The sequence below is a fragment of the Streptomyces sp. DSM 106670 genome (genome assembly GCF_055792845.1).
This window is the reverse complement of sequence record NZ_CM147704.1, coordinates 980,300-1,006,804: the sequence shown is the minus strand read 5'-3', so window position 1 is coordinate 1,006,804 and position 26,505 is coordinate 980,300. Positions and strand designations below refer to the sequence as shown.

Genomic DNA, 26,505 nt, shown 5'->3' with positions numbered 1-26,505 from the left:
GGCCACAGCGCCCACCCCACCGACGCGTCAGGCGGTACGCCGTCGGCGTACCGCCCCCACCACCGCGTCGACCACCAGGAACCCGGCCAGCGTCACCCCCAGGACCGGCAGCGCCCAGCCCAGGGCGGCCACGGCCGGGATGCCCAGGACGAGGGCCGGCAGCGGAATCCGCCGCCACGCCCCGCGCTCCGGGGCCCTGCCGACCGGCGCGGACCGGTCGCCGCGGGTGGGCCGCCGCTGCCACCACATGCGGTAGCCCCAGACGATCACCGCGGTCAGACCGAGCGCGAGGAGCGCCAGCGCGATCTGGTTGACGACGCCGAACAGCACGCCCATGTGGCCCTGCACGCCCAGCTTGCTGAGCTTGTTCAGGGCCGGGTGGTCCGCCCAGCGGGTGCGTGAGGTGATCTCGCCGCTCGTGGTGTCCACGGCCACCCGGTCGTAGTGCACCGGCCAGGTGTTGTCGGTCTGCGCCACGACCCACGCACTCGACGCGTCCGCCGGAGGCGTCACCTCCACGATCCCGCCGAGGCCCGCGCCCCGGGCCGCTGCCAGGGCCGCGTCGAAGTCCGCCGGGTCGGCGTCGGCCGTCGCGCCGCCGGAACCGCCGTGCCCGGCGTGCTCGGAGTGGTCCTCGGCGGGGGCCTCGGCGCCGGGCAGCGCCGTGTCCAGGGCCGGGGCGTTGCCGTTGGCCGCGTCCAGCAGCCGCCCGAACCGCTCGCCGCCGTAGTTCGACCAGGTGAGGCCGGTGGCGCTCAGGAACAGCAGGCCCAGTGCCAGCCACACCCCGGTCACCGCGTGCCAGCTCCGGGTCCGCCGCACCCCCTTGGCCGTACGGTCCGGAAGCAGCACGCCCCGGGCCGACTTCGCACGCCGGCCCCGGGCGCGCCCGAGCCACAGGACGAGGCCGCCCGCGACGGCCACCCACAGCCAGCTCGCGGCGACCTCGGAGTACAGGCGGCCGGTGTCGCCCAGGTGCAGATTGCGGTGCAGGTCGTCGAGCCAGGTGGTGAGCGGCGTCGACCCGAACCAGGTCGTCAGCTCGCCCCGCACCTCGGCGGTGTACGGATCGACGAAGACCGTGCGCTGGTTCTCGCCCAGCTCCGGCACCGCGAGCACCACCCGGGTGGTGTCCTCCGGGCCCGGCGGTGTGATCACCGATGCCAGGGTGCCCTCGGGGTACGCGGCCCGCGCCGCGGCGATCTGCTCGGAGAGCGGGCGCACCTCCTCGCCGACCCGCTCGACCCGCAGCTGGTCGCCGTAGACGAGCCGGTCGAGCTGGGGCGTCAGGGTGTAGGCCAGCCCGGTCAGCGCGGCCACCAGCAGGAAGGGGGCGACGAGCACTCCGGCGTAGAAGTGCAGCCGGACCAGGAGATGCCGGACCTCCGCCCAGGAGCGGGCCGGTCGGGCCGGTTTTCCGGCCGGGGTGTCGGTCGGGGGGTCGGTCGGATCGTGGTCGTGTCGCGCTATGTGTTCGGTTCTGTTGGACATGGGTGCTCCTCGGAGGGCGGACGGTGGCGGACGCGCGCCCGACGTCTCCCGTGCGCATGCCTGAGGGACGCCGGGTCACTTCCGGCGTCGACGGCTGGTGCGGGTGAGGTCAGGCGGGGGCCACCGGAGGCGGCCCGCGCCGGGACCGGGACCGGGCGAGGAGCGCCCCGAACCGGATCCGCGCCACCACCGGCGGCGCCGGGCGCGGCCGGGGCGGGCAGGGGAGCGAGGCGGCCCACCGGAGGACGACGAGCGGGGCGACCAGGGCCGCGAGGCGTCGCAGGACCCGCTCCCCGTACAGCACGCACAGGGCCGTTCCGAGCGTGGCCGCCGCGTGGGCCCCGGTCATCCCGGCGTCCATGGTGTGCCCGCCGCCCGCGTCCGTACCGGGGCCCGCGGAGGGCCCGGCCATGTGGTGCGCGTGCCCGGCCGGCATCCCGGCGTGCGGATCCCCGCCGGGGGCCGGGAAGAGGTGGAACGCGTTGTGCAGGGCGAACTGCGTCGCCCCGAGCACCAGCACCACGAGATCGAAGCGGCGCTTTCGGCCGCCCAGGAGCAGCGCCCCCTGCGCGGTCAGGGCGAGGAGCAGGAGACCGAGCACCCCCGCGCCGGGCAGCCGTCCGCCCGCCGCGACATGGCTCACCGCACCGAGCAGCAGGCATGCCGAACCGCAGAGCAGGCCCCTGGCCGCTCGCCTCGGCAGGCCGCCCGGTGCACGCATGGGCACAAGGTAGCCAGCCGCCCGGCGGGGCTCGGCGGCGGGCTCGGTACCGCGGTCTCTTCCCATGGGGCAGTAGTCGGCCCAGTGGCCGAAAAGGTTCCCGCGTATGTCCTGATTCTTTCCGCGCGGCCCCTGGTTCGAGCATCGGCCCGGACCCGGTGTGGCGTCGCCCACAGCGCGCCCCGCCCGCGCCACCGGCCCCGGCGGCGTATTTCCGTACCGTTGCGGGGCAGCGGGACGTCCGTGGCCGCCCCGGCCGCCCCGGGCCGTGACCGGGATCTCGTTCTGTACGGCCCGGGGCGCTGGCACTCTGGTCGGGTCACGGGGGACCCCGCCCACGCCGTACGAACAGCGAGACGCCATGACCGCGACCACCGCCGCAGGAAACGCCCACCACGCCCGCCGCGCACGCACCGGCGGCCCCGAGGACGGCTCCAAGCTGATGGAGCACATCGCCGGCTGGGCCTTCGTGGTCGTGTTCGCGATGCTGGTCACCCAGATCGGTCTGCTGTGACGGCGTGAGGGCCGCGTACCCCCTGAGGCCTCGCGGGCGGCGACGCACGCGAAAGGGCGGGGCGCCCGCCCGGCACCCCGCCCGTTCTCTCCGTCTGCCCCGTGAGAGCTAGTTGATCGCCTTGATCAGCTCGCCGTTTCCGGTGTCACCGCTCAGCTCCCAGAAGAACGTGCCGCCGAGGCCCTGCTCGTTCTTGTAGGTCATCTTGGTGCCGATGGTCTCCGGGGTGTCGTAGCTCCACCAGTTGTTCCCGCAGTGGGCGTACGCCGTGCCCGCGACCTTGCCCGTGGCCGGGCAGCTGTCCTTGAGGACCTTGTAGTCCTCGATGCCCGCCTCGTACGTGCCCGGCGCGGCGCCCGTCGCGCTGCCGCCCGGCTCGGACTGCGTGACGCCGGTCCAGCCGCGGCCGTAGAAGCCGATGCCCAGCAGCAGCTTCTCCGACGGGATGCCCAGCGACTTCAGCTTGGAGATCGCGGCGTCGGAGTTGAAGCCCTCCGACGGGATGCCCGGGTAGGACGTCAGCGGGGAGTGCGGGGCCGTCGGGCCCTGCGCCGCGAAGGCGCCGAAGAAGTCGTACGTCATCGGCAGGTACCAGTCGAGGTGGGTCGCCGCACCCGCGTAGTCCACCGCGTCGATCTTGCCGCCGTCGGAGCCGTCCGCCGTGATCGCCGAGGTGATCAGGTTGTCGTTCCCGAAGGCCTTGCGCAGCTCGCCCAGCAGGTTGCCGTAGGCGTCGCGGCCGCTGGTGTCACAGGTGAGACCGCAGGCGTTGGGGTACTCCCAGTCGATGTCGATGCCGTCGAAGACATCGGCCCAGCGGGGGTCCTCCACCAGGTCGTAGCAGGACTTCGCGAACGCGGCCGGGTTCTGCGCGGCCTCACCGAAGCCGCCGGACCAGCTCCAGCCGCCGAAGGACCAGAGGACCTTCAGATCGGGGTGGAGCTCCTTGAGCTTGCGCAACTGGTTGAAGTTGCCGCGCAGTTCCTGGTCCCAGGTGTCCGCGACCCCGTCGACCGACTCCTCGGCGGTGTAGGCCTTCTCGTAGTCGGCGTAGGAGTCGCCGATCTGGCACTTGCCGCCGGTCACGTTCCCGAAGGCGTAGTTGATGTGGGTCAGCTTGTCCGCGGAACCCGACGTCTCGATGTTCTTGACGTGGTAATTGCGGTCGTACGTACCCCAGTTGGTGAAGTATCCGATCACCTTGTCGCCCGCCGCCGTGGGGGCGGCCTCGGCGGCGGCCGGCTGTGCGGCGGGGGCCGCGCCGGCCGGGGACATACCGGCGACGCCGAGCAGGGTGGCGCCGAGGGCCGCCGTACAGGCGGCCGCGGCGAGCGCCCGGAGCCGGGCGCGGGGACGGTGCAGCTTGAGCATCGTGGCTCCTCGTGGGGGAGGGCTGGTGCGTGGGGGGTGCTGGCCGAACACCGGGCGACTGCGCCCGGTTTGACATGAACGCGTTAGGCGTTCGGTGGAACCGTAGAAGGACTAGACCAGTTGGGTCAATGGTTCGGACCAATTAGCTGATCTCCCGGCGCCCCTCCAGGCCGTCCGACCTGCCCGTTGCCCCGTGACGGGAGACATCCGATCGGGCATACTCAACCCGCCACAGCCGATGACCGCGCCACCCGTGACCCGGGAGGGCAGGATCGGCGGGGCAGTCTGTTTTTCCCGGGTCACTTCCGGGAGATCACCCGGCGGCGCCTCTCACACCCCGAGCGCGCGACCGTCGCAACGCCCGACAGGGAGGAGAGCGCCGTCATGTCCGACCGTGCCCCGCAGCCGGTGGAACGCCGTCTGCCCACCGAGGAGTCCCGGCAGCTCGTCGCGCTCGTCCGCGACATCGTGTCGAAGGAGATCGCTCCCCGGGCGGCCGAGCAGGAGGAAGCCGGCGTCTTCCCGCGCGAGGTCTTCACCCTGCTGTCCGAGTCCGGACTCCTGGGACTCCCGTACGACTCCGCCCACGGCGGCGGTGACCAGCCCTACGAGGTCTACCTCCAGGTCCTGGAAGAACTGGCCGCCGCCCGGCTCACCGTCGGACTCGGCGTCAGCGTCCACTCCCTGGCCTGCCACGCCCTCGCCGGATACGGCACCGACGAGCAGCGCGCCGCGCACCTCCCGGCGATGCTCACCGGCGGCCTGCTGGGCGCCTACTGCCTCTCCGAGCCCGCCTCCGGCTCCGACGCCGCCTCGCTGCGCACCAAGGCCGTACGGGACGGGGACGACTGGGTCATCACCGGGACCAAGGCCTGGATCACCCACGGCGGCGTGGCGGACTTCTACACCGTGCTCGCCCGTACCGGCGTCGAGGGCCCCCGCGGCATCACGGCCTTCCTCGTCCCCGGCGACGCCGAGGGGCTGAACGCGGCGCTCCCCGAGAAGAAGATGGGCATGAAGGGCTCGCCCACGGCCCAGCTCCACTTCGACGGCGTACGGGTCGGCGACGACCGGCGCATCGGCGAGGAGGGCCAGGGCTTCGCCATCGCCCTGTCCGCGCTCGACTCCGGGCGCCTCGGCATCGCCGCGTGTGCCGTCGGGGTCGCCCAGGCGGCCCTCGACGAGGCCGTCCGGTACGCCACCGACCGGCACCAGTTCGGCCGCCCCATCGCGGACTTCCAGGGGCTGCGGTTCATGCTCGCCGACATGGCCACCCAGATCGAGGCCGGCCGGGCGCTCTATCTGGAGGCGGCCCGGCTGCGCGACGCGGGGGAGCCCTTCTCCCGGCAGGCCGCCATGGCGAAGCTGTTCTGCACGGACGCGGCCATGCGGGTGACCACCGATGCCGTACAGGTGCTCGGCGGCTACGGCTACACGCTCGACTTCCCGGTCGAGCGGCTGATGCGCGAGGCGAAGGTGCTCCAGATCGTGGAGGGCACCAATCAGATCCAGCGCATGGTCATCGCCCGCCACCTCGCGGGTCCCGAGACGCGCTGAACCGCAAGGGCGCCTCGGACCACGGGGGCAGTGCCGCGGCCTGGGTCCACTCCGGGTCGCGGCGCCCCGGCACGGTCCGGCCCGAGCTCTCCCACTGTCTGAGCAGCGCGCTGTAGATCGGCGGGTCGGCGGGGGAGCCCATGGGCGAGGCTCCGGTGGATCGGGGCAGCGGCTGTGCGGGCGTACCCGGCTGCGGAACCGATTCTTCGGGGGCGGGTGCGGCGAGCCGGCGGCGACCCGAACCGACTGGTGAATGCAGCGTGGTCATACGGGGCCAACGCGGCAGGCCGGGCCGGGGTCACTGCCCCGCCGATTCGAGCGCCCGTTCGCGGGGGCCCGTACCCCGCGCCGGCGACCGGGACGCGGAACCGCGGGCACCACGGCGGCCGGGCCGTCGTGGTGCTGGGCCTCGCGTACGGCGTATGGGTCAGGCGGCCTCGCGCCGCATCCGCGGCACCCGCAGCGGACGGGAGCCGGGTCCTCCGGCGTGCGAGAAGGGCTGCATCCGCCAGTCGAGACCCTGGGGGAGCGTCAGCAGCAGCCCGGTCTCCTGCTCCTGGAGCTCCAGCGTCTCGTCCGCGGGCGGGGCGTCGCCCACACCGCGACCGGTTCCGGAGCAGACCGTGAGGACGAACGGGTTCCACGGCGTGGGGCACCGGGCGTGCTCCGGCAGAACGTCCTCGTCGGCCAGCAGCGCGATGGGCTGGGCGCAGTCCGGGCAGATCACCCGGACCATCTCGAACATGTCGTACGCGTCGGCGGTACCGTCGTCGTCCGGATCGACAGGCTCCGGTTCGGTACGTCCGGTGAGCTTCAGGCTCTGCATGGGAATTCCCCCCTCGGGTGGGCCGACAAGGCGCCACGGCCTCGACCACAGCAAGCACTTCCCGTCGCGCGTGGCCGATAACCGCGAGGCGGCCCGCTACCGACCCACAAACCTGTGGCATTCGTCACATGCCGCCCGCAGGTGCCGTTCCGTGACCCGCGCGACTGTGCCGAGGGGCGCCCTGGGCCATAGGTTGATCCGCATGGAGGAGCTGGACCGTCAGATCGTTGAGTTGCTCGTCAAGGACGGGCGGATGAGCTACACCGACCTGGGCAAGGCCACGGGCCTGTCCACCTCGGCGGTTCATCAGCGCGTCCGCCGACTGGAGCAGCGCGGGGTGATCCGCGGCTATGCCGCGGTCGTCGACCCCGAGGCCGTCGGGCTGCCCCTCACCGCGTTCATCTCGGTGAAGCCGTTCGACCCGAGCGCCCCCGACGACATCGCCGAACGGCTCGCCGGGGTGCCCGAACTGGAGGCCTGCCACAGCGTCGCCGGTGACGAGAACTACATCCTCAAGGTGCGGGTCGCGACCCCGCTGGAGCTGGAACACCTGCTCACCCGGATCCGTACGCTCGCCGGCGTGTCCACCCGGACCACCGTCGTCCTCTCCACCCCGTACGAGGCCCGCCCCCCGCGCATCTGAAGCTCCGGAACCCCGGGGCCCGGGCCAGGCACCCTGCGGATCCGGGTCCCGCCCGTTCCCCCGGGAGGGGGCCGAGGTCCGGGCGGGCACCGCCAGGCGCGAGACTGGTCCCATGAGCCAGAGCACCGCCCCCCAGAGCGCCCCCGAACACCGCACCGTGCTGTTGCGCGGCGGAGACGTCCACAGCCCCGCCGACCCGTTCGCCACCGCGATGGTCGTCGAACGCGGGCATGTCGCCTGGGTGGGGTCCGAGGGCGCCGCCGACGCCTTCGCGAGCGGCGTCGACGAGGTGGTCGACCTCGAAGGCGCCCTGGTCACCCCGGCGTTCACCGACGCGCATGTGCACACCACCGCCACCGGCCTGGCCCTGACGGGACTCGACCTCTCCGGCGCCCGCACGCTCGCCGAGGCCCTCGGCCTCGTCCGTGCGTTCGCGAACCGGCACGCCGTCGGGGACGTCCTGCTCGGACACGGCTGGGACGCCGCCCGCTGGCCGGAGCGGCGTCACCCCTCGCGCGCCGAGCTCGACGAGGCGGCCGACGGCCGTGCCCTGTATCTGCCGCGGATCGACGTGCACTCCGCGGTCGTCACGACGGCCCTGCTGGACCTCGTCCCCGGCGTCACCGCGATGGCCGGATATCACCCGGACGCGCCGCTGACCGGCGACGCCCACCACGCCGTACGGGCCGCCGCCCACGGCGCGCTGTCCGCCGCCCAGCGGACCGCCGCCCAGCGCGCCGCCCTCGACCACGCGGCCTCGCTCGGCATCGGCAGCGTGCACGAGTGCGGCGGGCCCGAGATCTCCGACGAGGAGGACTTCACCGGCCTCCTGGCGCTGGCCGCCGAACGGCCGGGGCCGCGCGTCTTCGGCCTCTGGGCCGAGGAGATCGCGAACGAGAAGGACGCCCGGCGCATCCGCGAACTCGGCGCGATCGGCGCCGCCGGCGACCTCTTCGTCGACGGCTCCCTCGGCTCGCACACCGCCTGTCTGCACGAGCCCTACGCGGACGACCCGCACACCGGCACCGCCCACCTGGACGCCGCCCGGATCGCCGCCCATGTCACCGCCTGCACCGAGGCGGGCCTCCAGGCGGGCTTCCACGCCATCGGCGACGCCGCGGTCACCGCCGTCGTGGACGGGATCAGGGCCGCCGCCGCGACGCTCGGCCTCGACCGGATCCGGGCCGCCCGCCACCGCGTCGAGCACGCCGAGATGCTCACCCCCGAGACCATCGCCGCCTTCGCCGAACTGGGCCTCACCGCCTCCGTCCAGCCCGCCTTCGACGCCGCCTGGGGCGGCCCGGAGGGGATGTACGCCGAGCGCCTGGGCGCGGAGCGGGCCGCGGGCCTCAACCCGTACGCGGCACTGCTGCGCGCCGGGGTGCCGCTCGCCTTCGGCTCCGACAGCCCGGTCACCCCGCTCGACCCCTGGGGCACCGTGCGCGCCGCCGCCCACCACCGCACCCCGGAGCACCGCGTCTCGGTCCGCGCCGGGTTCACCGCCCACACCCGGGGCGGCTGGCGGGCCGTCGGCCGCGACGACGCGGGCCTCCTGGTGCCCGGCGCCCCGGCCGACTACGCCGTCTGGCGCACCGACGAACTGCTGGTCCAGGCCCCCGACGACCGGGTCGCCCGCTGGTCCACCGACCCCCGGTCCGGCACGCCGGGACTGCCGGACCTGACGCCCGGCGCCGACCTTCCCGTCTGCCTGCGGACGGTGGTCCTCGGACAAACTGTCTACGTGCGACCGAACGAGTGACGTCGGGACATTTCGTACCGCCGATCGATGGCCCGATGGCTGGTCCACGACCTGCGGCCCTTCGGCACTGACCAGGCAATTTCGGAAGAAGTCGCAGGTCGCACGGCTGTTGACAGAACGCGCCCACAGGCCGGTAGGTTCGGCCGGGTCCACCACAGGACGTCCGACCGGTTTGACCTCCACGCAGTCGTCGAACGCCGCTGGGTCATGGGGTGGTGTGCCGCACCGGCGCACCACCACTGACAGCCAGGTTCAGCGCCCGCGCCTCGGGGGCGAGGGAAGGTCGCAGCCGGACGGAGGGTGGGATCCGGGTGGGGCCCGGACGTTCAGTAGACAACGGCTTTCGGTCGACCCGCAGCCAGCGGGTCCCAGGTCGGCCCGAAGGGCGCCGGGCCCCGATCCGAAGTTCCGACGTGGGGGCGCGCTCCGCCGCCCGCCGTGCTGGATATGGTGTCCCCCTGTGTACGGACTCTAAGGGGCAGTAGTGAACGACGGCGGTCAGAGGCAGTTCGGCCCGCTCGGCAAGGTTCTGGTGATCATTCCGACCTACAACGAGGTCGAGAACATCGGGCCGATCGTCGACCGGGTGCGCACCGCCGTCCCGGATGCCGACATCCTGGTGGCCGACGACAACAGCCCCGACGGCACCGGCAAGGCGGCCGACGAGATCGCCGCGGCCGACGGCCAGGTGCACGTCCTGCACCGCAAGGGCAAGGAAGGGCTCGGCGCCGCTTATCTCGCGGGCTTCGCCTGGGGCTCCGAGCACGGCTACGGCGTCCTCGTCGAGATGGACGCCGACGGCTCCCACCAGCCCGAGGAGCTGCCCCGGCTGCTCACCGCGCTCAAGGGCGCGGACCTGGTCCTGGGATCCCGCTGGGTGCCGGGCGGCCGTGTGGTCAACTGGCCCAAGAGCCGCGAGGTGATCTCGCGCGGCGGCAGCCTCTACTCCCGGCTCGCCCTCGGCCTCTCCGTCCGCGACGTCACCGGCGGCTACCGCGCCTTCCGCACCGAGACCCTCGACGGCCTCGGACTGGGCGAGGTCGCCTCGCAGGGCTACTGCTTCCAGGTGGACCTCGCCCGCCGCGCGGTCGAGGCGGGCTACCACGTGGTCGAGGTCCCCATCACCTTCGTCGACCGGGAGATCGGCGACTCCAAGATGAGCCGGGACATCCTCGTCGAGGCGCTCTGGCGGGTCACCGGCTGGGGCATCACCTCCCGCGCGAACAAGGTCATGGGCCGCAAGACCCTCTGACCGCCCCGGGGGCCCGCCGCCCGGTCCACTTCATGATCACCCCCTTACGCCGCTTGCACGCCGTTACGGGCACACTGGGGGCATGACGACCGGCACTCCGCCCCCGACCCGTCCCCGGCGCTCGCGCGCCCGTAGATTCCTGCCGCTGGCCCTGGCCGCCTGGCTGGTCCTGGAGATCTGGCTGCTGACCCTGGTCGCCTCGGCCGCCGGCGGCCTCGCCGTCCTGCTGATCCTGGTGGCCGGCGCCGTGCTCGGCGCCGTGGTCATCAAGAGCGCCGGCCGGCGTGCCTTCAAGAACCTCACCGAGACGCTCCAGCAGATGCCGGGACAGCCCGGCGCCCCCGCCACCCCGCCGGCCGCCCCCGCGGGCGGCAAGGGCTCCCGGGGCAACGGGCTGCTGATGCTGGGCGGGCTGCTGCTCCTGATCCCCGGACTGATCTCGGACGCGGCCGGGCTGCTCCTGCTGGTGCCGCCGGTCCGCACCATGATCAGCCGTTACGCGGAGCGCTCGCTGGAACGCCGGATGCGGGCCGCGCCGCCGGGCAGCCTCTCGGACGCCTTCCAGCAGGCCAGGATGCACCGGCCGGACGGAAAGGTCGTCCAGGGCGAGGTCATCCGCGAGGACGGCTCCCAGGCGTCCTCCGGGCCCGACGACGACCCCCAGGACCGTCGCCCGCCGCTCACCCCGTGAGCCGAGGGGCCTGAGGGCCTGAGGGGGAGAAGGCATGGCAAGAGCCGCGGGCCGTGACACAGATGCTGTGTCACGGCCCGCGGCTCTCGGTGCTGTACTGCGGTGTTACGTGATGCTGTGCGGTGCTACGCGGTCAGGCAGACTTCCTGCTGTCCCGCGGGTGCACGGCGATGTTCATGGCTCCGGAGCGCAGAACCGCCAGCCTCTCGGCCAGCACCTCCTCCAGCTCCTCGCGGGTGCGCCGCTCCATGAGCATGTCCCAGTGCGTGCGCGCAGGCTTGCCCTTCTTCTCTTCGGGGCCGTCCCCGTCCACCAGGAGTGCCTGGGCGCCGCACGCCTTGCACTCCCACTCCGGCGGAATTTCCGCCTCTACCGAGAACGGCATCTCGAATCGATGTCCGTTCTGGCATGCGTACTCCACCGCCTGGCGCGGGGCCAGATCGATGCCGCGGTCCGTCTCGTAGCTGGTAACCACAAGTCGCGTGCCGCGGAGAGCTCGCTCACTCATGAATCGTGCCTCCCGGGCTTGTCGCCCACAGGACAAAATGTCGCTGTCGTCGTCATCCGGTCAACGTCCGGTCGGCGGCAAAGATTCCCGTTGCCGGTCATGCGTCGCCCGTCGTGCCGCTGCTTTATCTGGGTTGAGTACCCGCACATGCCCGGTTTGTCACCTCTGGTGGATGTTGTCACCCAACGGTTGAACCGCTTCCACTCGCAGTAACGGTCCTCCGGGCAGGCCAAAGACGTATACTACCGGCCTTTGACTTCAACGTCTAAATTCGCTCCGGCACCGGGTTGCCCGCGGCCTGGATCGCGCGCCTCACCGGGACCCGCGCGAGCAGCACCGCGCCGAGGGCGAAGAACACGATCAGCGAGATGATCGCCTCCCGGTAGCTGCCGGTCAGCTGGTACGCCAGACCGAACACCAGCGGCCCCAGCCAGCTCAGTCCCCGGTCGCTCATCTCGTACGCGGAGAAGTACTCCGCCTCCTTGCCGCGCGGCACCAGATGCGAGAACAGCGACCGCGACAGAGCCTGACTGCCGCCCAGCACCAGGCCGATCGCCGCCGCCAGAACGAAGAAGAACACCGGCGCGTCGGCCGGCAGCAGGTAGGCGGAGACCAGGATCAGGGTCCAGACGACTAGCGACCCGAGAATCGTGCGCTTGGCGCCGTGCCTCCGGGCCAGCCGCCCCATGCCGAGCGCCCCCGCCACCGCCAGGATCTGCACCAGCAGCACCGCGACGATCAGCGTCGTCTGGTCCAGGCCCAGCTCCTCGGAGCCGTACAGCGAGGCCTGCGAGATCACCGTCTGGATCCCGTCGTTGTAGACGAGATAGGCGAGCAGGAAGGAGAGCGTCAGCGGGTGGCGCCGCATGTCGCGCAGCGTCGCCCGCAGCTGCTTCCACCCGGACCCGACCGTTCCCTCGCCGCCCGGCTCCACCCGGCGGTCGCGCAGCCGACGCAGCGGTACGAGAGTGAACGCGCCCCACCACACACCGGCCGACGCGAGGCAGATCCGCACCGCGTCGGACTCCGAGAGCCCGAAGGACTCGTGGCCGGTGTACAGGATCAGATTGAGGACCAGGACGAGGGCGCCCGAGGTGTAGCCGAAGGCCCAGCCGCGCGAGGAGACCGCGTCGCGCTCCTCCGGCCCGGCGATCTGCGGCAGATAGGCGTTGTACAACACCATCGACACCGAGATCGAGGCGTTGGCCACGATCAGCAGGAACGCGCCCAGCAGATAGCGGTGACCGTCCAGGAAGAACATCCCGGCCGTCGCCGCCGCCCCCGTGTAGGCGGCAGCCGCCAGCAGCGGCTTCTTGCGCCCCGTACGGTCCGCCGCCGCGCCCACGATCGGCATCAGGATCACGGCCACCACGATGGAGGCCGATACGGAGTACGCGAACAGAGAGCCCGCGCGCACGGGTATGCCCAGCGGGTGCACGAACCCGTCGGGGTCGGCCGCCGCCCTGGCGACCGACGTCAGATACGGACCGAGGAAGACGGTCAGCACGCTGGTGGAGTAGACGGAGCAGGCGAAGTCGTAGAAGTACCAGCCGTGCTGCTCGCGTTTGCGGGCGGCAGCCGTCTCGTCGCCCGGCGGCTGTCCGGACGGTTCGGCCTTGCCTTCGGTGCCGGTGCTCATCCCGCGCCCCCTCGGTCGTCCCCTGTGGACGCGGACGGACCGGGCGTCAGGACCATGCCCCACGCTCGCTCAGCACCGTACGCAGCGTCTCGATGTGATCGGTCATGATGCCATCCACACCGAGGTCCAGGAGCGCCGCCATCCGCTCCGGTTCGTTCACCGTCCAGACGTGCACCTGGAGCCCCAGCGCGTGCGCCGTGCGGACGAAGCGGGCGTCCACCACCGGGATGCCGCCCTGCCGCTCTGGGACCTGCGCGCAGACCGCGCCCGCGCGCAGCGCCGCCGGGATCCCGTACGAACGCAGGCGCAGCGCCAGGACGCCGCGCACCCCGTACGACGTGGCCAGCCGGGGCCCCGCCAGGCGGTGGGCGCGGGCCACCCTGGCCTCCGAGAACGAGCCGACGCAGACCCGGTCCCAGGCGTCGGTGCGGCGGATCAGACCGAGCAGCGGCTCCAGCGCCGACGCGGCCTTGAGATCCACGTTCCAGCGGGCTTCGGGAAACTCCTCCAGCAGCTCCTCGAAGAGCGGGAGCGGCTCGCTGCCCCCGACCCGGGCCCGGCTCACCTCGCTCCAGGGCAGCTCGGCGATCCGGCCCCGGGCATCGGTGACCCGGTCCAGCGTCGCGTCGTGGAAGGCGACCAGCCGGCCGTCCGCCGTGGTGTGCACATCGGTCTCGAAGTAGCGGTAGCCCGCGTCCGACGCCCGGCGGAAGGCGGTCACGGTGTTCTCCACGCCGTCCGCCGCCCCGCCGCGATGGGCGAAGGCGATCGGCGCCGGATGGTCCAGATAGGGGTGGCTCGGTTTCACTGCGGCAGTATGGCCTGCCCGGGTGCCGGGGCGGCAACGGGGCCGGAACCGGCGGGCGGCGCGGCGGTGGCCGGTCCGTCGGAGGCCGGGGCGGCCTCGGCGGCCTCGGCGGGTGCGGGCAGCGCGAACATCCGCAGGAAGAACTGCGCCAGCGGGCCGATGGCCAGGGCGTACAGCACCGTGCCCGCGCCCAGCGAGCCGCCCAGCACGAAGCCCGTGGCGACGACGGCCACCTCGATCGCCGTGCGGACCAGCCGGATCGAACGGCCGGTGATGTGGTTCAGCCCGGTCATCAGCCCGTCCCGGGGGCCGGGGCCGAACCGGGCCGCGATGTACAGCCCGGTCGCCACCCCGTTGAGCACGATGCCCAGGACCATCACCGGGATCCGGAGTCCGATGCTCTCCAGGTCGCCGACCACGGCGAGCGTCCCGTCCATCGCCAGCCCGACCACGAAGACGTTGGAGACCGTGCCGAGCCCCGGCCGCTGGCGCAGCGGGATCCACAGCAGCAGCACGACCGCGCCGATGATGATCGAGACGACGCCGATCGAGATCCCGGTCAGCTCCGCGAGGCCCTGATGCAGCACGCCCCACGGCTCCAGGCCCAGCTCGGCCCGCACCAGGAGCGCGGAGCTGGCCCCGTACAGCGTCAGTCCGACATACAGCTGGACCAGCCGCCGGGTGAGATGGGTGGTGCTCCGGCCGGTGGTCCTGGCCACGTTGTGCCCCCTGATGTAGTGGTAGTGGACTGCTTCGTGTCACTCTGTGGCAGGGGACAGGCCACCAACTATGGCCAATTCGCGGAAGGTGGACTGATTTTCATGGCGCAGTGGACATCAACGGTAGGCGCGGCACAGCTCGCCCGCCAGCTCCGCTCCCAGCAGGCCAGGCCCACCGGCCCCGGCGGCCGTAAGCCGCCCGCCTACCGCGCGCTCGCCGACGGCGTACGGCTGCTCGTCCTGGAGGGCCGGGTCCCGGTCGCCGCCCGGCTCCCCGCCGAACGCGAACTGGCCCTCGCCCTATCCGTCAGCCGGACGACCGTCGCGGCCGCCTACGAGGCGCTGCGCGCCGAAGGCTTCCTGGAGTCGCGGCGCGGCGCGGGCAGCTGGACCGCCGTCCCGGCCGGCAACCCGCTGCCCGCCCGCGGCCTGGAGCCGCTGCCGCCGGAGGCGCTCGGCTCGATGATCGACCTGGGCTGCGCGGCGCTGCCCGCGCCCGAGCCCTGGCTGACCCGTGCCGTCCAGGGGGCGCTGGAGGAACTGCCGCCGTACGCCCACACCCACGGCGACTACCCGGCCGGACTGCCCGCCCTGCGCCAGATGATCGCCGACCGCTACACCGCGCTCGGCGTTCCGACCATGCCCGAGCAGATCATGGTCACCACCGGAGCGATGGGCGCCATCGATGCGATCTGTCACCTCTTCGCGGGCCGCGGCGAACGCATCGCGGTGGAGTCGCCCAGTTACGCCAACATCCTCCAGCTGATGCGCGAGACGGGCGCCCGCCTGGTCCCGGTCGCGATGGAGGAGGGGCTCGGCGGCTGGGACATGAACCGCTGGCGCCAGGTGCTGCGGGACGCCGCCCCCCGGCTCGCCTACGTGGTCGCCGACTTCCACAACCCCACCGGCGCGCTCGCCGACGAGCAGCAGCGCCGGGACCTGGTGGAGGCGGCCCGGTCCGCCGGTACGGTCCTGGTCGTCGACGAGACGATGAACGAACTCCGCCTGGACACCGATATCGACATGCCGCGCCGGGTCTGCGCCTTCGACCCGGCCGGCAGCACGGTCCTGACGGTCGGCTCGGCCAGCAAGGCCTTCTGGGCCGGCATGCGCATCGGCTGGGTGCGTGCCGCCCCGGACGTCATCCGCAGCCTGGTCGCCGCCCGCGCCTACGCCGACATGGGCACCCCCGTCCTGGAACAGCTCGCGATCAACTGGCTCATGGGCACGGGCGGCTGGGAACAGGCCGTCGAGGTCCGGCGGAGCCAGGCGCGGGAGAACCGGGACGCGCTGGTCGCGGCGGTGCGCCGGGAGCTGCCGGACTGGGAGTTCGCCGTACCGCGCGGCGGTCTGACGCTGTGGGTGCGCACCGGCGGCCTCTCCGGGTCGCGGCTGGCCGTGGCGGGCGAACGCGTCGGCGTCCGGGTGCCATCGGGGCCCCGCTTCGGGGTCGACGGGGCCTTCGAGGGATACGTACGGCTGCCGTTCACGGTGAGCGGCCCGGTCGCCGACGAAGCGGCCGTACGCCTGGCGGCCGCGGTGGACCTGGTGCGCTCCGGGGCGGGCGTCGGGGCGGACACCCCGCGCAGCTTCGTGGCCTGAGCGCTTCCGGGGAGCCCTTCCCACGGGCGGGAACGACGGCGGGCGGGGAGGGGACCATCGGGTCCGCTCCCCGCCCGCCGTGCTGTTCCGCTCCGCCCGGCTCAGCTCTCGGCGCCTGCCGGCTGCGCCTTCGCCAGCGGCTCGGACGGCCTGGCCTCGGCGACCATCGCCTCCACCGGCACCGCCTCGACCGGATGGGCCGCGGTGTCCACCGCCACGGGGACCTGCTCCGTCGCGGGGCCGTCGTCGGCGTGCTCCCGCGCGGGCGCCGCCTCCATCGAGGAGTGCCGGCCGGGCAGCAGACCGAGGACCGCCTGCCGGTGCGCGTCGCTCGTGGCGTCGTCGTACGGATCCGGGGTGGCGGGCACCTGGAGCCGCAGGACCGGGCCCGCGCCCAGGCGGACGTAGCCGCGGCCCGCGGGTACCTCGGACGGGGGTGTGGTGTGCGGTTCGACGCCCAGCACGGCTTCGATCTGCTCACGGGAGGCCGGTCCGAGGACGGTGCGGGCGCGGGTGTGGGTCCGCACGGTCTCCGTGAGAGTGTCCAGCGCGTCGAACTGTTCCGCCAGCACGACCGTGACCTGGGCGGCCCGGCCGTGCCGCAGCGGGATCCGGAGCAGTTCCTGCGGGTCGGGCCGGCCGTCGGCCGCCGCGAGATGGCCCAGCACGCCGGGCCGGTCCAGCAGGATCCACAGCGGCCGCCGGATGTCGTCGGGCACCGGGTGACCGTTCTGCCGGGCCCGGTTGGCGGTGATCAGCCGGCGCTCCGTCTCGTGCGCCGCCCACTCCAGCGTGGCCAGCGCCCCGCCGAGGCCGGACTCCACGGCGAGGACGCCGGTGCGCCCGGCCAGGGCGCCGTACTCACCGGTCCCGCCGCCGTCCACGATGATGACGTCGCCGTTCTGGAGGGCCTGGAGGGCGATCGAGCGGATCAGGGTCGTGGTGCCGCCGCCGGGATGTCCGACGGCCAGCAGATGCGGTTCGGTGGAGCGGCCGCCGGTCCGCCAGACCACGGGTGAGGCGTCCACGGTCGTGTCGCCGTCGCGCACGGGGGCGGTGCGCGAGACGGCGTTCGGGTCGGTGAAGCCGAGGACCGTCTCGCCGGGGGCGGTGACGAAGCGCTGGGCGGCGATCGTCGTGGGGAGCGCGTCCAGCACGGTCATGACGAGGCGGTTGGCCTCCTCGTCCCAGCCGAAGTGGTACTCGCGGCCCCGGCCGGACTTGGTGTGGAGCAGCTGCTCGATCCGGGAGCGGGCGGCTGCCTCGCCGTCCGTGAAGTACGCGGGGTAGGAGACCTGGAGCCGGGTGAGCCGGCCGTCGTCGTCGAAGGCGTACCCGTCGAAGGCCTTCGCCCAGTCGCCGCCGTGGGCGAACAGCGGATCGGGGTCGTCGGCCGTCGAGAAGTACGGCACGAGCGCCTCGTACAGCGACCGCAGACGCGCGGTCTCCGTCTCGTCGGGCCCGGTCCGCACGGGGGTCCGCTCCCGCCCCTTCCACGCGGCAGCGCCCATCACCGTGATCAGGGCCAGGATCGGCCCGTAGGGGACGAGCGCCACCACCAGCACACAGGCCGCGCCGAGGAACAGCTTGGGACCACGCCGTTCCTTGGGGGTCGCGACCCACTTCTGCCGGCCGGACACGGCCAGCAGCCGCAGCCCGCGGACCACCGTGATCAGCGGGTGGAGAACGTCGGTGGCACTGTCGGCGGCCGTGCGCGCGATCTCTCTGCTGCGAGTGATCGAAGCGCTGCCGCTGCTCAGAATGCGGGGGAGTGGTCGCCGGGCCACATCGGTCTCCTGAAGGGGTGGGAGCGGTTGCGGAGCGTCAGAACTTGATCCCGCCCAGCAGGCCGGCGAGGCTCGCCCCGCCCGCCGTGATGCTCGGGGCGATGGCGGTGCCGGCCAGGTAGAAGCCGAACAGGGCACAGACGATGGCGTGGGAGGCCTTGAGCCCGTCCTTCTTGAAGAACAGGAAGACGATGATGGCGAGCAGTACCACGCCCGAGATGGAAAGGATCATGAGCGGTTCTCTCCTGGTTGAAGGGGACAGTCACCATGAGTCCTTCCAGGATCACGGGAAGTATCTATACGACAAAAGGTGCAATCGAGTGAATATCCTGCTCTTTCACTTGACTGGCCCACAGAAGTCGGCCCCCGGGGAGCGGCATCACCTCGTCCGTGCCGGGCAGGATCAGCCGCGGTGATCCCTTGCCGCATCCGGGCCGGGTCATGTCGGCCCGGGAGCAGTACCCTGTCGATTCACTCGTACGGCCCTGTGTCGTACTCCCCACCAGGTCAACCGCGGCGGTGACAGCCGCGGCAGCAGTCAAGGAAGGCGGTCCGTCCGATGAGCGAAACCCCCGATCCCGAGGTGGTCGAGCTGGCGACCAAGGTCTTCGACCTGGCCCGCACCGGCGACACCGAGGCGCTCACCGCGTACGTCGAGGCCGGAGTCCCCGCCAACCTCACCAACGACCGGGGCGACACGCTCCTGATGCTCGCCGCCTACCACGGGCACGCCGCCACGGTCGCCGCCCTCGTCGCCCGCGAGGCCGACCCGGACCGGGCCAACGACCGCGGCCAGACCCCGCTGGCCGGAGCCGTCTTCAAGGGCGAGGACGCCGTCATCGACGCCCTGCTCGCCGCGGGCGCCGACCCGGCCGCCGGAACGCCGTCCGCGCTGGACACGGCCCGGATGTTCGGCAAGGCCGACCTGCTGGAACGCTTCGGTGCGCGGTGAGACGCCGGCGGGCGCGCTCGTCGACGCGTCCGCCGTGGGCTCCGCTGACCGGTCCGTCGTAAATGTGGTCGCGGTGGCGAAATGGCTGGGTCATCATGACGTCGCGGGCCCGCTCAGGGCCACCGACGAGAGGCAGAGGAAGATGCTCTACACCAGGCGAAAGACGGCGGTCGGCCGATCATGTCACTGCGCGGCGTAACGGTGTCCCCCGGACACCCCCACGTGCCGAGAGGCACGGGGCACTGCACAGTCCCGGTTGCGTCGACAGCTTGATGTGAGGCTTTCTCCCATGTTCGATCCGTTCATAGCGCCGAGCGGCACCCTGCTCGGCCTGTTGCAGAGGGGCCGCGGCGACGGCACGCTCCACGCGCTCGCCGCACCGCGCCCCGAGGCCCTCGCGGCCCTCAACCACTGCGTCGTGAGCGACCCCCGTCACGACTGGCAGGTGGAGAACCGCTCCCTCTACTACGCGCGTCTCTATCTCGACCTCGACGGCGGTATCGAGGAGATCGAGCGGCACCTCGCCGATCCCGACGACCACATCGATACCGACGACTCCCGCACCGGTCTGGCGCTCTCCGTCCTCGGCCACCTCGCCTCCTACGGACGCGACGACGCCCTGGCCCTGCTCCGCCGCTACGCGGCCACCGGCGCCAACTGGGCCTGGGCCCTGGACGAGCTGGCCCTGCGCGACGACGACGCCGGTCTGCGCTCCCTCGCGCTGCCCGTCCTCGCCCGCTTCCCGGCCACCGACCAGGGCGCGGCCGACCTCGCCGCCGCCGTACGCGACTCCTTCGAACCGCGCCCCTGGCGGCTGTGGGCCGACGACCCGCGCGAAGCGGTCGGCGCCCGGGTCAGGGCCGCCGGAGAACAGGGCTCGTTCGACCGATGGCAGCGCCAGATGCGCCCCGGGGGGCCCCGCCCCGGATGGAGCGTCCAGGCCGTCTTCGACTGGGCCCAGCAGGCCCTGGAACGCGGCAGCGAACTGCACGTCCCCGCGGCCCGCTGCCTCACCGCCGTCGCCGGACCCGACGACCTTCCCCAGATCGTCGAGGCCGCCCGCAGCGGCCCGGAGGGCGCCCGCTGCGCCTCCCTGCACTACCTCGCCGAGGCCGGCGACCCCGTCGTCCTCGACCTCATCGAGGCCGCCGCCATCAGCCCCGACCGTACGGTCGCCGACACGGCCATCGCCGCCTTCGAGCGGATGACCAGCGCCGACGCCGTGCGGCGGGCCCGCCGCTGGGCCCACCGCCCCGACGCCCTCGGCGCCTCGGCCGCCGGAGTGCTCGCCTGCCGAGGCACCGCCCAGGACGCTCCCCAAGTCCTCGGCGCGCTCCGGGAGGCCGTACGCGGCGACGGACCCGACGCCCCCCGGCTGTGGACCCTGGTCGACGGGGCCGGCCGCCTCGGCATCGTCTGCGCCGCCCCCGTGCTGCGTCACGTCTACCGCGAGACGTCCTCCTCGCACCTGCGGGGCAGGGCCGCCCGCGCCCTGGCCGCCACCGACCCGTCCTTCGCGACCGGGTTCGCGGTGGAGTGCCTCTGGGACTGCGAGGAGACCACCCGCGAGGTGGCCGCCCTGCACGCCGAGACCGGAGACATCCGCGTCGCCGAACGCCTGCGCCGCCTCGCCGCCGACCCGGCCGAGGAGGCCGAGGTCCAGACGGCGGTACGGAGCCGGATCGGGCCGGACGCACCGGCGGTCTGACCGCACGGTTCCCAGGAGGAGGGTCGCTGTCAGACCCTCCTCCTACGCTTTCCCCATGGACATCAACGAGTGGTGGGGGCTCGTCGAACGAGCACGTGAGGCGGCCGGGGACCGGGCGGACGACCGGGACGCCCCCGACGATCCGCTGCCGGGCGCGCTGACGGATGTGCTCGCGGCCCTGGAGCCCGAGCGGATAGCCGCCTTTTCCGTCACGGCGGCGGAGGTGTCCCGCTCCGCGTACCGGTGGCCCCTGTGGAACGCGGCCTACCTCATCGAGGGCGGCTGCGGCGACGACGGCTTCATGGACTTCCGCGACGGGCTCGCCCTGCTCGGCCGGGAGACCTTCACCCGGGCGGTGGCCGACCCCGACTCCCTGGCCGGGCTGCCGGTGGTGGTCCGGATGGGCCGGGGCGAGCGCGGCTGGATCGGGTACGAGTCCCTGAACGTCCCCGTGGCCGAGGCCTACCGGCGGGTCCGGGGTGAGACGGACTCGCTCGACGCGGCGGTGGAGGCGGCGCTGCGCGAGCGGATACGCCCGGCGGGACCGGAGGGGGAGGCCTGGGACGCCGAGGACGACGAGGCGAACCGCAGGCGCCTGCCCCGGCTGGCGGCGCTCTTCCTGGACTGACCTTCGCTGCGGGGTCAGGGGCGCGGGCACACAATGGCGCCATGACCGGACGCTGGGAGTTCTGGATCGACCGGGGCGGCACCTTCACCGATGTGGTGGGCCGCCGCCCCGACGGCCGGCTGATCACCCGCAAGCTCCTCTCCCACGACCCCGGCCGCTACGACGACGCCGCCGTCGCCGGAATCCGGCTGCTCCTCGGCCTGGACCCCGGCGAACCGGTGCCCGCCGACCGGGTCGCCGCCGTCCGGATGGGCACCACCGTCGCCACCAACGCCCTGCTGGAGCGGCGCGGCGAGCCGACCGTCCTGCTGATCACCGAGGGCTTCCGGGACGCGCTGCGGATCGCGTACCAGAACCGGCCCCGGCTCTTCGACCGGCACATCGTCCTGCCCGAGGCCGTTCACGAGCGCGTGATCGAGGTCCCCGAACGCCTCGACGCCCACGGCCGCACCGTACGGCCCCTCGAACTCGACCCCGTACGCGAACAGTTGCGCGCCGCCCACGCGGACGGTCTGCGCAGCGCCGCCGTCGTCCTGATGCACGGGTACCGCCACCCGGAGCACGAGCGGGCCGTCGCCGAGGCGGCCCGTGCGGCGGGCTTCACCCAGGTCAGCAGCTCCCACGAGGTCAGCCCGCTGATCAGGCTCGTCCCCCGGGGCGACACCACCGTCGTCGACGCCTACCTCTCACCCGTCCTGCGCCGGTACGTCGACGAGGTCGCCGCCCGCCTCGACGGCATCCGGCTGATGTTCCTCCAGTCCAACGGAGGCCTGCGCGAAGCCGCCCGGTTCCGTGGCAAGGACGCCGTCCTGTCCGGACCGGCCGGCGGCGTCGTCGGCATGGTCCGCACCTCGCAGCGGGCCGGGTACGACCGCGTCATCGGTTTCGACATGGGCGGCACCTCCACCGACGTCTCCCACTACGCCGGCGCGTTCGAACGCGAGCTGGGCACCGAGGTCGCCGGGGTCCGGATGCGCGCCCCGATGATGAGCATCCACACCGTCGCGGCCGGCGGCGGCTCCGTCCTGCACTTCGACGGCAGCCGCTACCGCGTCGGCCCCGACTCGGCCGGCGCCCACCCCGGCCCCGCCTCCTACCGCCGGGGCGGCCCCCTCACCGTCACCGACGCCAACGTGATGCTCGGCCGCGTCCAGCCCGCCCACTTCCCGGCGGTCTTCGGCGCGGACGGCGACCTTCCCCTCGACGCCGACCACGTGCGCGAACGGTTCACCGCGCTCGCCGACGAGGTGGGGCGCGCCACCGGGCGGCGGCCGGACGAGGCGGAGGTGGCGGCGGGCTTCCTGGAGATCGCCGTGCTCAACATGGCCAACGCCGTCAAGAAGATCTCCGTACAGCGTGGCCACGACATCACCCGTTACGCGCTGACCGGCTTCGGCGGCGCGGGCGGCCAGCACGTCTGCGCCGTCGCCGACGCCCTCGGCATCGACACGGTCCTCGTCCCCCCGCTGGCCGGGGTGCTCTCCGCGTACGGCATCGGCCTGGCCGACGCCACCGCGATGCGCGAACAGTCGGTGGAGGAAGAGCTCGACGCGGCCGCCCGGGAGCGCGTGGAGAGGCTCTGCGCGGAGCTGGCCGACCGCACCCGCGAAGCGCTGCGCGCCGACGGAGTGCCGGACTCCGCGATCACCGCACGGGCCCGCGTCCTGCTGCGGTACGCCGGGACGGACGCGGCGCTGCCGGTGGACCTGGACACGGAGTCCGCCATGGCCGAGGCGTTCACCGCCGCCCACCGGACCCGGTTCGGCTTCACGATGGACAAGCCGGTCGTCGTGGAGACGGTGTCGGTGGAAGCGACCGGGGCGGCCGGTGAGGCCGATGACACCGGTGAGACCGTAGATGCCACGCCCGCTGCCGAGCCCGGGCTCGCAGACGCTGCCGCGCCCGACCCGGCCCCCGACGCCGGTCTCCGTAACGGCCCGCCCGAACCCGCCGACACCGTGAACCTCTACGCCGAGGGCCGGTGGCAGCGGGCCCCGCTGTACCGCCGGGCGGACCTGCGCCCCGCCGACACCGTCACCGGACCCGCGGTCGTCGCCGAGGACGACGCCACCACCGTCGTCGACCCCGGCTGGCAGGCCGAAGCGGCTTCCACCGGACACCTCGTCCTCACCCGCGGCCGCCCCCGCCCCGAACGCACCGCCGTCGGCACCCGGGTGGACCCGGTGATGCTGGAGGTCTTCAACAACCTCTTCATGTCGATCGCCGAGCAGATGGGCGTCCGGCTGGAGAACACCGCCCACTCGGTCAACATCAAGGAGCGCCTCGACTTCTCCTGCGCCCTGTTCGACGCCGAGGGCAACCTGATCGCCAACGCCCCGCACATCCCCGTGCACCTCGGCTCGATGGGCGAGTCGATCAAGGAGATCCTGCGGCGCAACGAGGGCACGCTGCGCCCCGGCGACGTGTACGCGGTCAACGACCCCTACCACGGCGGCACCCACCTGCCCGACGTCACCGTGATCACCCCCGTGTTCGACCGGGACCGCGACGGCCGGCTGCGCTTCCTGGTCGCCTCGCGCGGTCACCACGCCGAGATCGGCGGCATCACCCCCGGCTCCATGCCCGCCTTCAGCCGGACGATCCACGAGGAGGGCGTGCTCTTCGACAACTGGCTGCTCGTCCGCGACGGCCGACTGCGCGAGGACGAGACCCGCGAACTGCTCGCCGCCGCCCCGTACCCCTCCCGCGACCCGGACACCAACCTCGCCGACCTGCGCGCCCAGATCGCCGCCAACGAGAAGGGCATCGCCGAACTGCGGCGCATGGTCGACCAGTTCGGGGCCGACGTGGTCGACGCCTACATGGGCCACGTCCAGGACAACGCCGAGGAGTCCGTACGCCGCATCGTCGCCGGACTGCACGACGGCCACTGCCGCTACGAGACCGACGGCGGGGCCGTGATCCAGGTCCGGCTCACCGTGGACCGCGACGCCCGCGGCGCCCACCTCGACTTCACCGGGACCTCGCCCCAGCAGCCCGGCAACGCCAACGCGCCCCGGTCCGTCGTCATGGCCGCCGTCCTCTACGTCTTCCGCACCCTCGTCGGCCAGGACATCCCCCTCAACAGCGGCTGCCTCAAGCCCCTGGAGGTGACGATTCCGCCCGGCTCCATGCTCGACCCCAGCTACCCGGCGGCGACCGTCGCGGGCAACGTGGAGACCTCCCAGGCCGTGACCGGAGCCCTGTACCGAGCGATCGGCGGCCAGGCCGAGGGCTCCGGCACCATGAACAACCTCACCTTCGGCAACGAGAACGTCCAGTACTACGAGACGATCGCCAGCGGATCCGGAGCCGGCGACGGCTTCGACGGCGCCGACGCCGTGCAGACCCATATGACCAACTCGCGGCTCACCGACCCCGAGATCCTGGAGTGGCGGCTGCCGGTCCGCCTGGAGTCCTTCGCCGTACGGAGCGACAGCGGGGGAGCGGGGCGGTGGCACGGCGGGCACGGCGTCGAGCGCCGCATCCGCTTCCTGGAACCGGTCACGGTGGCGCTGCTCTCCGGCCACCGCCGCGTCCCGCCGTACGGAGCGGAGGGCGGGGATCCGGGGGCGCTCGGAGCGCAGTACATCGAGCGGGCCGGGGGCGGTACCGTCCCGCTGGAGGGCTGCGACACCGCCGAACTGGACGCCGGTGACGTCCTGGTGGTGCGCACGCCGGGCGGCGGAGGATACGGACCGGCGGCACCCGGGACGCCCGCCCCGGGCCGGTCGCATTAGCGCCGTTTCGACCGTTGTCAGTGCGAGGACCTAATCTGTCCCACGTGACTTCGCCTGCCTACCCGGACCACGCCTCGCCGCAGCTCAGCGCGGGGCCGCGGCCTGCCCCGGGCCCCGCCGCCGACGAGGGGCTCTCGCGGCGGCTGCGCGCGCTCGCGTGCACGGCTCCGCTGCACGACCTCGACGTCCGCAAGGCGAATCTGGCCGGCGAGTACACGGTGTACGCCATGGCGGAGGTCGCCCTCGCCGCGATCGACCACGTCACGCTCAACATGGACTTCGACACCGGGGCCGACCACGACCAGATAGTGGCCAGACTGCTGCCCCGGGTCGGCGCCCAGGCCCCCGACCGCCCCGTCGCCGAGCACGAACGGGTCGCCCGCTGGGTCCTGGAGAACCTGATCAATGTCGGCAGCGTGGACCGCGGCTTCCGCGCGGTCTACGGCACCTTCAACCCCGACGGGGTCTACGTCCGCCGGGACTACGACTTCAAGCTCATCGAAGAGGTCCCCGGCTACGGCGGCACGGTCTACCTCCGCGCCACCGACGAAGCGGTCAACGTCCTGGTCGGCGCGCTGGACACCGATGTCACCAGCGCCCAGATCGCCGCCGAGGTCAAGCTGGAGGTCCTCATCAGCCGGGGCCGTCTCGCCGACGCCCAGCTCGCCGCCGAACAGGCCCGCTACCGCACCGTGCAGTACGCCGAGACCCTGCGCCGCACCCTGGAGGCCACCCGGCGCAACGTCCGCGCCGTCGACTGGCTCCACACCGTCCCGGACATGATCGCCGAGGCCCTGGACCACGTGGCCGACCGCTACCGCCACGAGAACGCGATCCTCACCAACATCCGCAAGGCGCGCGACGAGGCCGAGGACCCCGAGCACAAGCGCCGGGCCGCCGAGCTCGTCGACATCGTCAAGGACTGCATCCGCCGCCACACCCAGCTCCAGTCCCGGCTCCTGGAGGCGGGCCCCCTCTTCCGCGCGGAGCAGGACCGGCAGGCGTTCGCCCCGCCCGCCGCCCACGCGGGCCTCGATCTGTACGGGCAGCTCCTCGCCCCGCTCCTCCCGCTCCCCGTCGAGCAGTCCACCCGGGCCACCGACGCCTTCTTCGCCCACGGCACCGGACTGCGCACCCCCACCGCCGTACGGGTCGGGGACCTGGTCGACATGCTGCTCACCCCGCCCCTGGAGCGTGAGCACCTGGGCGCGGAGATGCCCGAGCCCGATCTGATCGCCACCCCGGACGACAGCCGGTTCAGCGAGGAGCAGCTCGCCCGCGCCATGACCCTGCTCGACCTGGAGCACGACGCCCCGCGCCGGCTCTCCGGACTGCTCGCCGAGGCCCGCCGCACCGGCGACACCGACCTGCCGTACCTGGTCGCCCTGCTCGCCGTCCACGCCGCCAGCCCGCCGGTCGGCACCGCCTACCGCCAGGGCGAGCGCCGCCTGCTGTTCGCCGTGGACGACGGGGCCGAGCTGGACGACCCGGAGTTCGGCGGCGCCGACCTGATCGTGGGCACCGCCCTGCTGGACGCCGTCGGCATGGCCGCCGACCGCCAGGAGGCCTCGTGACCGGCCCCGCCCTCC

22 protein-coding genes are annotated in these 26,505 nt (G+C 73.1%); 12 read left to right on the top strand and 10 right to left on the bottom strand.

The window, feature by feature from the left end; all coding sequences use genetic code 11:
* Positions 1-27: 27 nt before the first annotated feature.
* Together ACSMXR_RS04235 and ACSMXR_RS04230 are read right to left on the bottom strand one after the other, a co-directional pair.
* Positions 28-1,491: a PepSY-associated TM helix domain-containing protein gene (locus ACSMXR_RS04235; RefSeq protein ID WP_473171263.1), complete on the bottom strand. Its 1,464-nt coding sequence runs from the start codon at positions 1,489-1,491 to the stop codon at positions 28-30.
* 109 nt (positions 1,492-1,600) lie between these two features.
* Complete coding sequence (locus tag ACSMXR_RS04230) at positions 1,601-2,092, bottom strand: hypothetical protein (protein WP_473172337.1); 492 nt, start codon at positions 2,090-2,092, stop codon at positions 1,601-1,603.
* A 481-nt stretch (positions 2,093-2,573) separates the two neighbouring features.
* Here ACSMXR_RS04230 and ACSMXR_RS04225 point away from each other — a divergent pair, with 481 nt between their 5' ends.
* Complete coding sequence (locus ACSMXR_RS04225) at positions 2,574-2,726, top strand: SCO1431 family membrane protein (protein WP_103510322.1); 153 nt, start codon at positions 2,574-2,576, stop codon at positions 2,724-2,726.
* A 108-nt stretch (positions 2,727-2,834) separates the two neighbouring features.
* On the opposite strand, the gene ACSMXR_RS04220 is transcribed toward ACSMXR_RS04225, so the two are convergent.
* Positions 2,835-4,097: a glycoside hydrolase family 18 protein gene (locus tag ACSMXR_RS04220; protein WP_137235375.1), complete on the bottom strand. Its 1,263-nt coding sequence runs from the start codon at positions 4,095-4,097 to the stop codon at positions 2,835-2,837.
* A 384-nt stretch (positions 4,098-4,481) separates the two neighbouring features.
* On the opposite strand from ACSMXR_RS04220, the gene ACSMXR_RS04215 reads away from it, so the two are divergent.
* Positions 4,482-5,654 (top strand): acyl-CoA dehydrogenase family protein, encoded by a 1,173-nt coding sequence (locus ACSMXR_RS04215; protein ID WP_137235376.1) that lies wholly within the window; start codon positions 4,482-4,484, stop codon positions 5,652-5,654.
* 427 nt (positions 5,655-6,081) lie between these two features.
* Here the strand turns inward: ACSMXR_RS04215 and ACSMXR_RS04210 are convergent, their stop codons facing one another.
* Complete coding sequence (locus ACSMXR_RS04210) at positions 6,082-6,480, bottom strand: hypothetical protein (RefSeq protein ID WP_086780101.1); 399 nt, start codon at positions 6,478-6,480, stop codon at positions 6,082-6,084.
* Between the two features lie 202 nt (positions 6,481-6,682).
* On the opposite strand from ACSMXR_RS04210, the gene ACSMXR_RS04205 reads away from it, so the two are divergent.
* The 4 genes from ACSMXR_RS04205 (at position 6,683) to fxsA (ending at position 10,825) form a co-directional block, all read left to right on the top strand.
* Positions 6,683-7,123: an Lrp/AsnC family transcriptional regulator gene (locus ACSMXR_RS04205; RefSeq protein WP_010057405.1), complete on the top strand. Its 441-nt coding sequence runs from the start codon at positions 6,683-6,685 to the stop codon at positions 7,121-7,123.
* A gap of 112 nt (positions 7,124-7,235) precedes the next feature.
* Positions 7,236-8,882 carry an amidohydrolase gene (locus ACSMXR_RS04200; RefSeq protein ID WP_364888156.1) on the top strand — a complete coding sequence of 549 codons (1,647 nt, stop codon included), beginning with the start codon at positions 7,236-7,238 and terminating at the stop codon, positions 8,880-8,882.
* Positions 8,883-9,366: 484 nt separating this feature from the next.
* Positions 9,367-10,134, top strand: coding sequence for a polyprenol monophosphomannose synthase (locus ACSMXR_RS04195; protein ID WP_137235379.1), 768 nt, complete (start codon positions 9,367-9,369; stop codon positions 10,132-10,134).
* 82 nt (positions 10,135-10,216) lie between these two features.
* On the top strand, positions 10,217-10,825 hold the full coding sequence (gene fxsA, locus ACSMXR_RS04190; protein WP_218526797.1) for an FxsA family membrane protein: 609 nt from the start codon (positions 10,217-10,219) through the stop codon (positions 10,823-10,825).
* A gap of 133 nt (positions 10,826-10,958) precedes the next feature.
* Here fxsA and ACSMXR_RS04185 read toward each other — a convergent pair whose 3' ends face one another.
* The 4 genes from ACSMXR_RS04185 to yczE form a co-directional block, all read right to left on the bottom strand.
* Positions 10,959-11,333 carry an RNA polymerase-binding protein RbpA gene (locus tag ACSMXR_RS04185; protein WP_003959706.1) on the bottom strand — a complete coding sequence of 125 codons (375 nt, stop codon included), beginning with the start codon at positions 11,331-11,333 and terminating at the stop codon, positions 10,959-10,961.
* A 265-nt stretch (positions 11,334-11,598) separates the two neighbouring features.
* Positions 11,599-12,972: an MFS transporter gene (locus tag ACSMXR_RS04180; RefSeq protein WP_218526798.1), complete on the bottom strand. Its 1,374-nt coding sequence runs from the start codon at positions 12,970-12,972 to the stop codon at positions 11,599-11,601.
* 46 nt (positions 12,973-13,018) lie between these two features.
* On the bottom strand, positions 13,019-13,780 hold the full coding sequence (locus ACSMXR_RS04175; RefSeq protein WP_473171262.1) for a glycerophosphodiester phosphodiesterase family protein: 762 nt from the start codon (positions 13,778-13,780) through the stop codon (positions 13,019-13,021).
* The gene (gene yczE / locus ACSMXR_RS04170) at positions 13,777-14,499 is read right to left on the bottom strand and encodes a membrane protein YczE (RefSeq protein ID WP_473171261.1); all 723 of its coding nucleotides are present in this window, start codon (positions 14,497-14,499) and stop codon (positions 13,777-13,779) included. Before yczE ends, ACSMXR_RS04175 begins: the two co-directional genes overlap by 4 nt.
* A 102-nt stretch (positions 14,500-14,601) precedes the next feature.
* On the opposite strand from yczE, the gene ACSMXR_RS04165 reads away from it, so the two are divergent.
* Entirely contained in the window at positions 14,602-16,101 is a 1,500-nt protein-coding gene (locus tag ACSMXR_RS04165) for an SCO1417 family PLP biosynthesis transcription factor (protein WP_218526801.1), read from the top strand.
* Positions 16,102-16,202: 101 nt separating this feature from the next.
* On the opposite strand, the gene ACSMXR_RS04160 is transcribed toward ACSMXR_RS04165, so the two are convergent.
* Positions 16,203-17,888 (bottom strand): hypothetical protein, encoded by a 1,686-nt coding sequence (locus tag ACSMXR_RS04160; RefSeq protein WP_473171260.1) that lies wholly within the window; start codon positions 17,886-17,888, stop codon positions 16,203-16,205.
* 37 nt (positions 17,889-17,925) lie between these two features.
* Positions 17,926-18,120, bottom strand: a complete 195-nt coding sequence (locus tag ACSMXR_RS04155; RefSeq protein WP_006123109.1) for a hypothetical protein — start codon at positions 18,118-18,120, stop codon at positions 17,926-17,928.
* Between the two features lie 327 nt (positions 18,121-18,447).
* Here ACSMXR_RS04155 and ACSMXR_RS04150 point away from each other — a divergent pair, with 327 nt between their 5' ends.
* From ACSMXR_RS04150 to ACSMXR_RS04130, 5 genes are all read left to right on the top strand, one after another.
* Entirely contained in the window at positions 18,448-18,840 is a 393-nt protein-coding gene (locus ACSMXR_RS04150; RefSeq protein WP_103510335.1) for an ankyrin repeat domain-containing protein, read from the top strand.
* A 289-nt stretch (positions 18,841-19,129) separates the two neighbouring features.
* Positions 19,130-20,548, top strand: a complete 1,419-nt coding sequence (locus tag ACSMXR_RS04145; RefSeq protein ID WP_218526804.1) for a HEAT repeat domain-containing protein — start codon at positions 19,130-19,132, stop codon at positions 20,546-20,548.
* A gap of 55 nt (positions 20,549-20,603) precedes the next feature.
* Positions 20,604-21,176, top strand: a complete 573-nt coding sequence (locus tag ACSMXR_RS04140) for a DUF4240 domain-containing protein (RefSeq protein WP_137235387.1) — start codon at positions 20,604-20,606, stop codon at positions 21,174-21,176.
* Between the two features lie 41 nt (positions 21,177-21,217).
* On the top strand, positions 21,218-24,916 hold the full coding sequence (locus ACSMXR_RS04135) for a hydantoinase B/oxoprolinase family protein (RefSeq protein WP_473171259.1): 3,699 nt from the start codon (positions 21,218-21,220) through the stop codon (positions 24,914-24,916).
* A gap of 44 nt (positions 24,917-24,960) precedes the next feature.
* Positions 24,961-26,490 (top strand): hypothetical protein, encoded by a 1,530-nt coding sequence (locus ACSMXR_RS04130; RefSeq protein ID WP_473171258.1) that lies wholly within the window; start codon positions 24,961-24,963, stop codon positions 26,488-26,490.
* Positions 26,491-26,505: the final 15 nt, after the last annotated feature.

Coding starts and splice junctions, on each gene's coding strand:
- fxsA (WP_218526797.1), top strand. CDS start 10,217: ATGACGACCGGCACTCCGCCCCCGACCCGTCCCCGGCGCTCGCGCGCC.
- ACSMXR_RS04135 (WP_473171259.1), top strand. CDS start 21,218: ATGACCGGACGCTGGGAGTTCTGGATCGACCGGGGCGGCACCTTCACC.
- ACSMXR_RS04200 (WP_364888156.1), top strand. CDS start 7,236: ATGAGCCAGAGCACCGCCCCCCAGAGCGCCCCCGAACACCGCACCGTG.
- ACSMXR_RS04225 (WP_103510322.1), top strand. CDS start 2,574: ATGACCGCGACCACCGCCGCAGGAAACGCCCACCACGCCCGCCGCGCA.
- ACSMXR_RS04165 (WP_218526801.1), top strand. CDS start 14,602: ATGGCGCAGTGGACATCAACGGTAGGCGCGGCACAGCTCGCCCGCCAG.
- ACSMXR_RS04210 (WP_086780101.1), bottom strand. CDS start 6,480: ATGCAGAGCCTGAAGCTCACCGGACGTACCGAACCGGAGCCTGTCGAT.
- ACSMXR_RS04220 (WP_137235375.1), bottom strand. CDS start 4,097: ATGCTCAAGCTGCACCGTCCCCGCGCCCGGCTCCGGGCGCTCGCCGCG.
- ACSMXR_RS04215 (WP_137235376.1), top strand. CDS start 4,482: ATGTCCGACCGTGCCCCGCAGCCGGTGGAACGCCGTCTGCCCACCGAG.
- ACSMXR_RS04180 (WP_218526798.1), bottom strand. CDS start 12,972: ATGAGCACCGGCACCGAAGGCAAGGCCGAACCGTCCGGACAGCCGCCG.
- ACSMXR_RS04205 (WP_010057405.1), top strand. CDS start 6,683: ATGGAGGAGCTGGACCGTCAGATCGTTGAGTTGCTCGTCAAGGACGGG.
- ACSMXR_RS04185 (WP_003959706.1), bottom strand. CDS start 11,333: ATGAGTGAGCGAGCTCTCCGCGGCACGCGACTTGTGGTTACCAGCTAC.
- ACSMXR_RS04145 (WP_218526804.1), top strand. CDS start 19,130: ATGTTCGATCCGTTCATAGCGCCGAGCGGCACCCTGCTCGGCCTGTTG.
- ACSMXR_RS04150 (WP_103510335.1), top strand. CDS start 18,448: ATGAGCGAAACCCCCGATCCCGAGGTGGTCGAGCTGGCGACCAAGGTC.
- ACSMXR_RS04140 (WP_137235387.1), top strand. CDS start 20,604: ATGGACATCAACGAGTGGTGGGGGCTCGTCGAACGAGCACGTGAGGCG.
- ACSMXR_RS04155 (WP_006123109.1), bottom strand. CDS start 18,120: ATGATCCTTTCCATCTCGGGCGTGGTACTGCTCGCCATCATCGTCTTC.
- ACSMXR_RS04235 (WP_473171263.1), bottom strand. CDS start 1,491: ATGTCCAACAGAACCGAACACATAGCGCGACACGACCACGATCCGACC.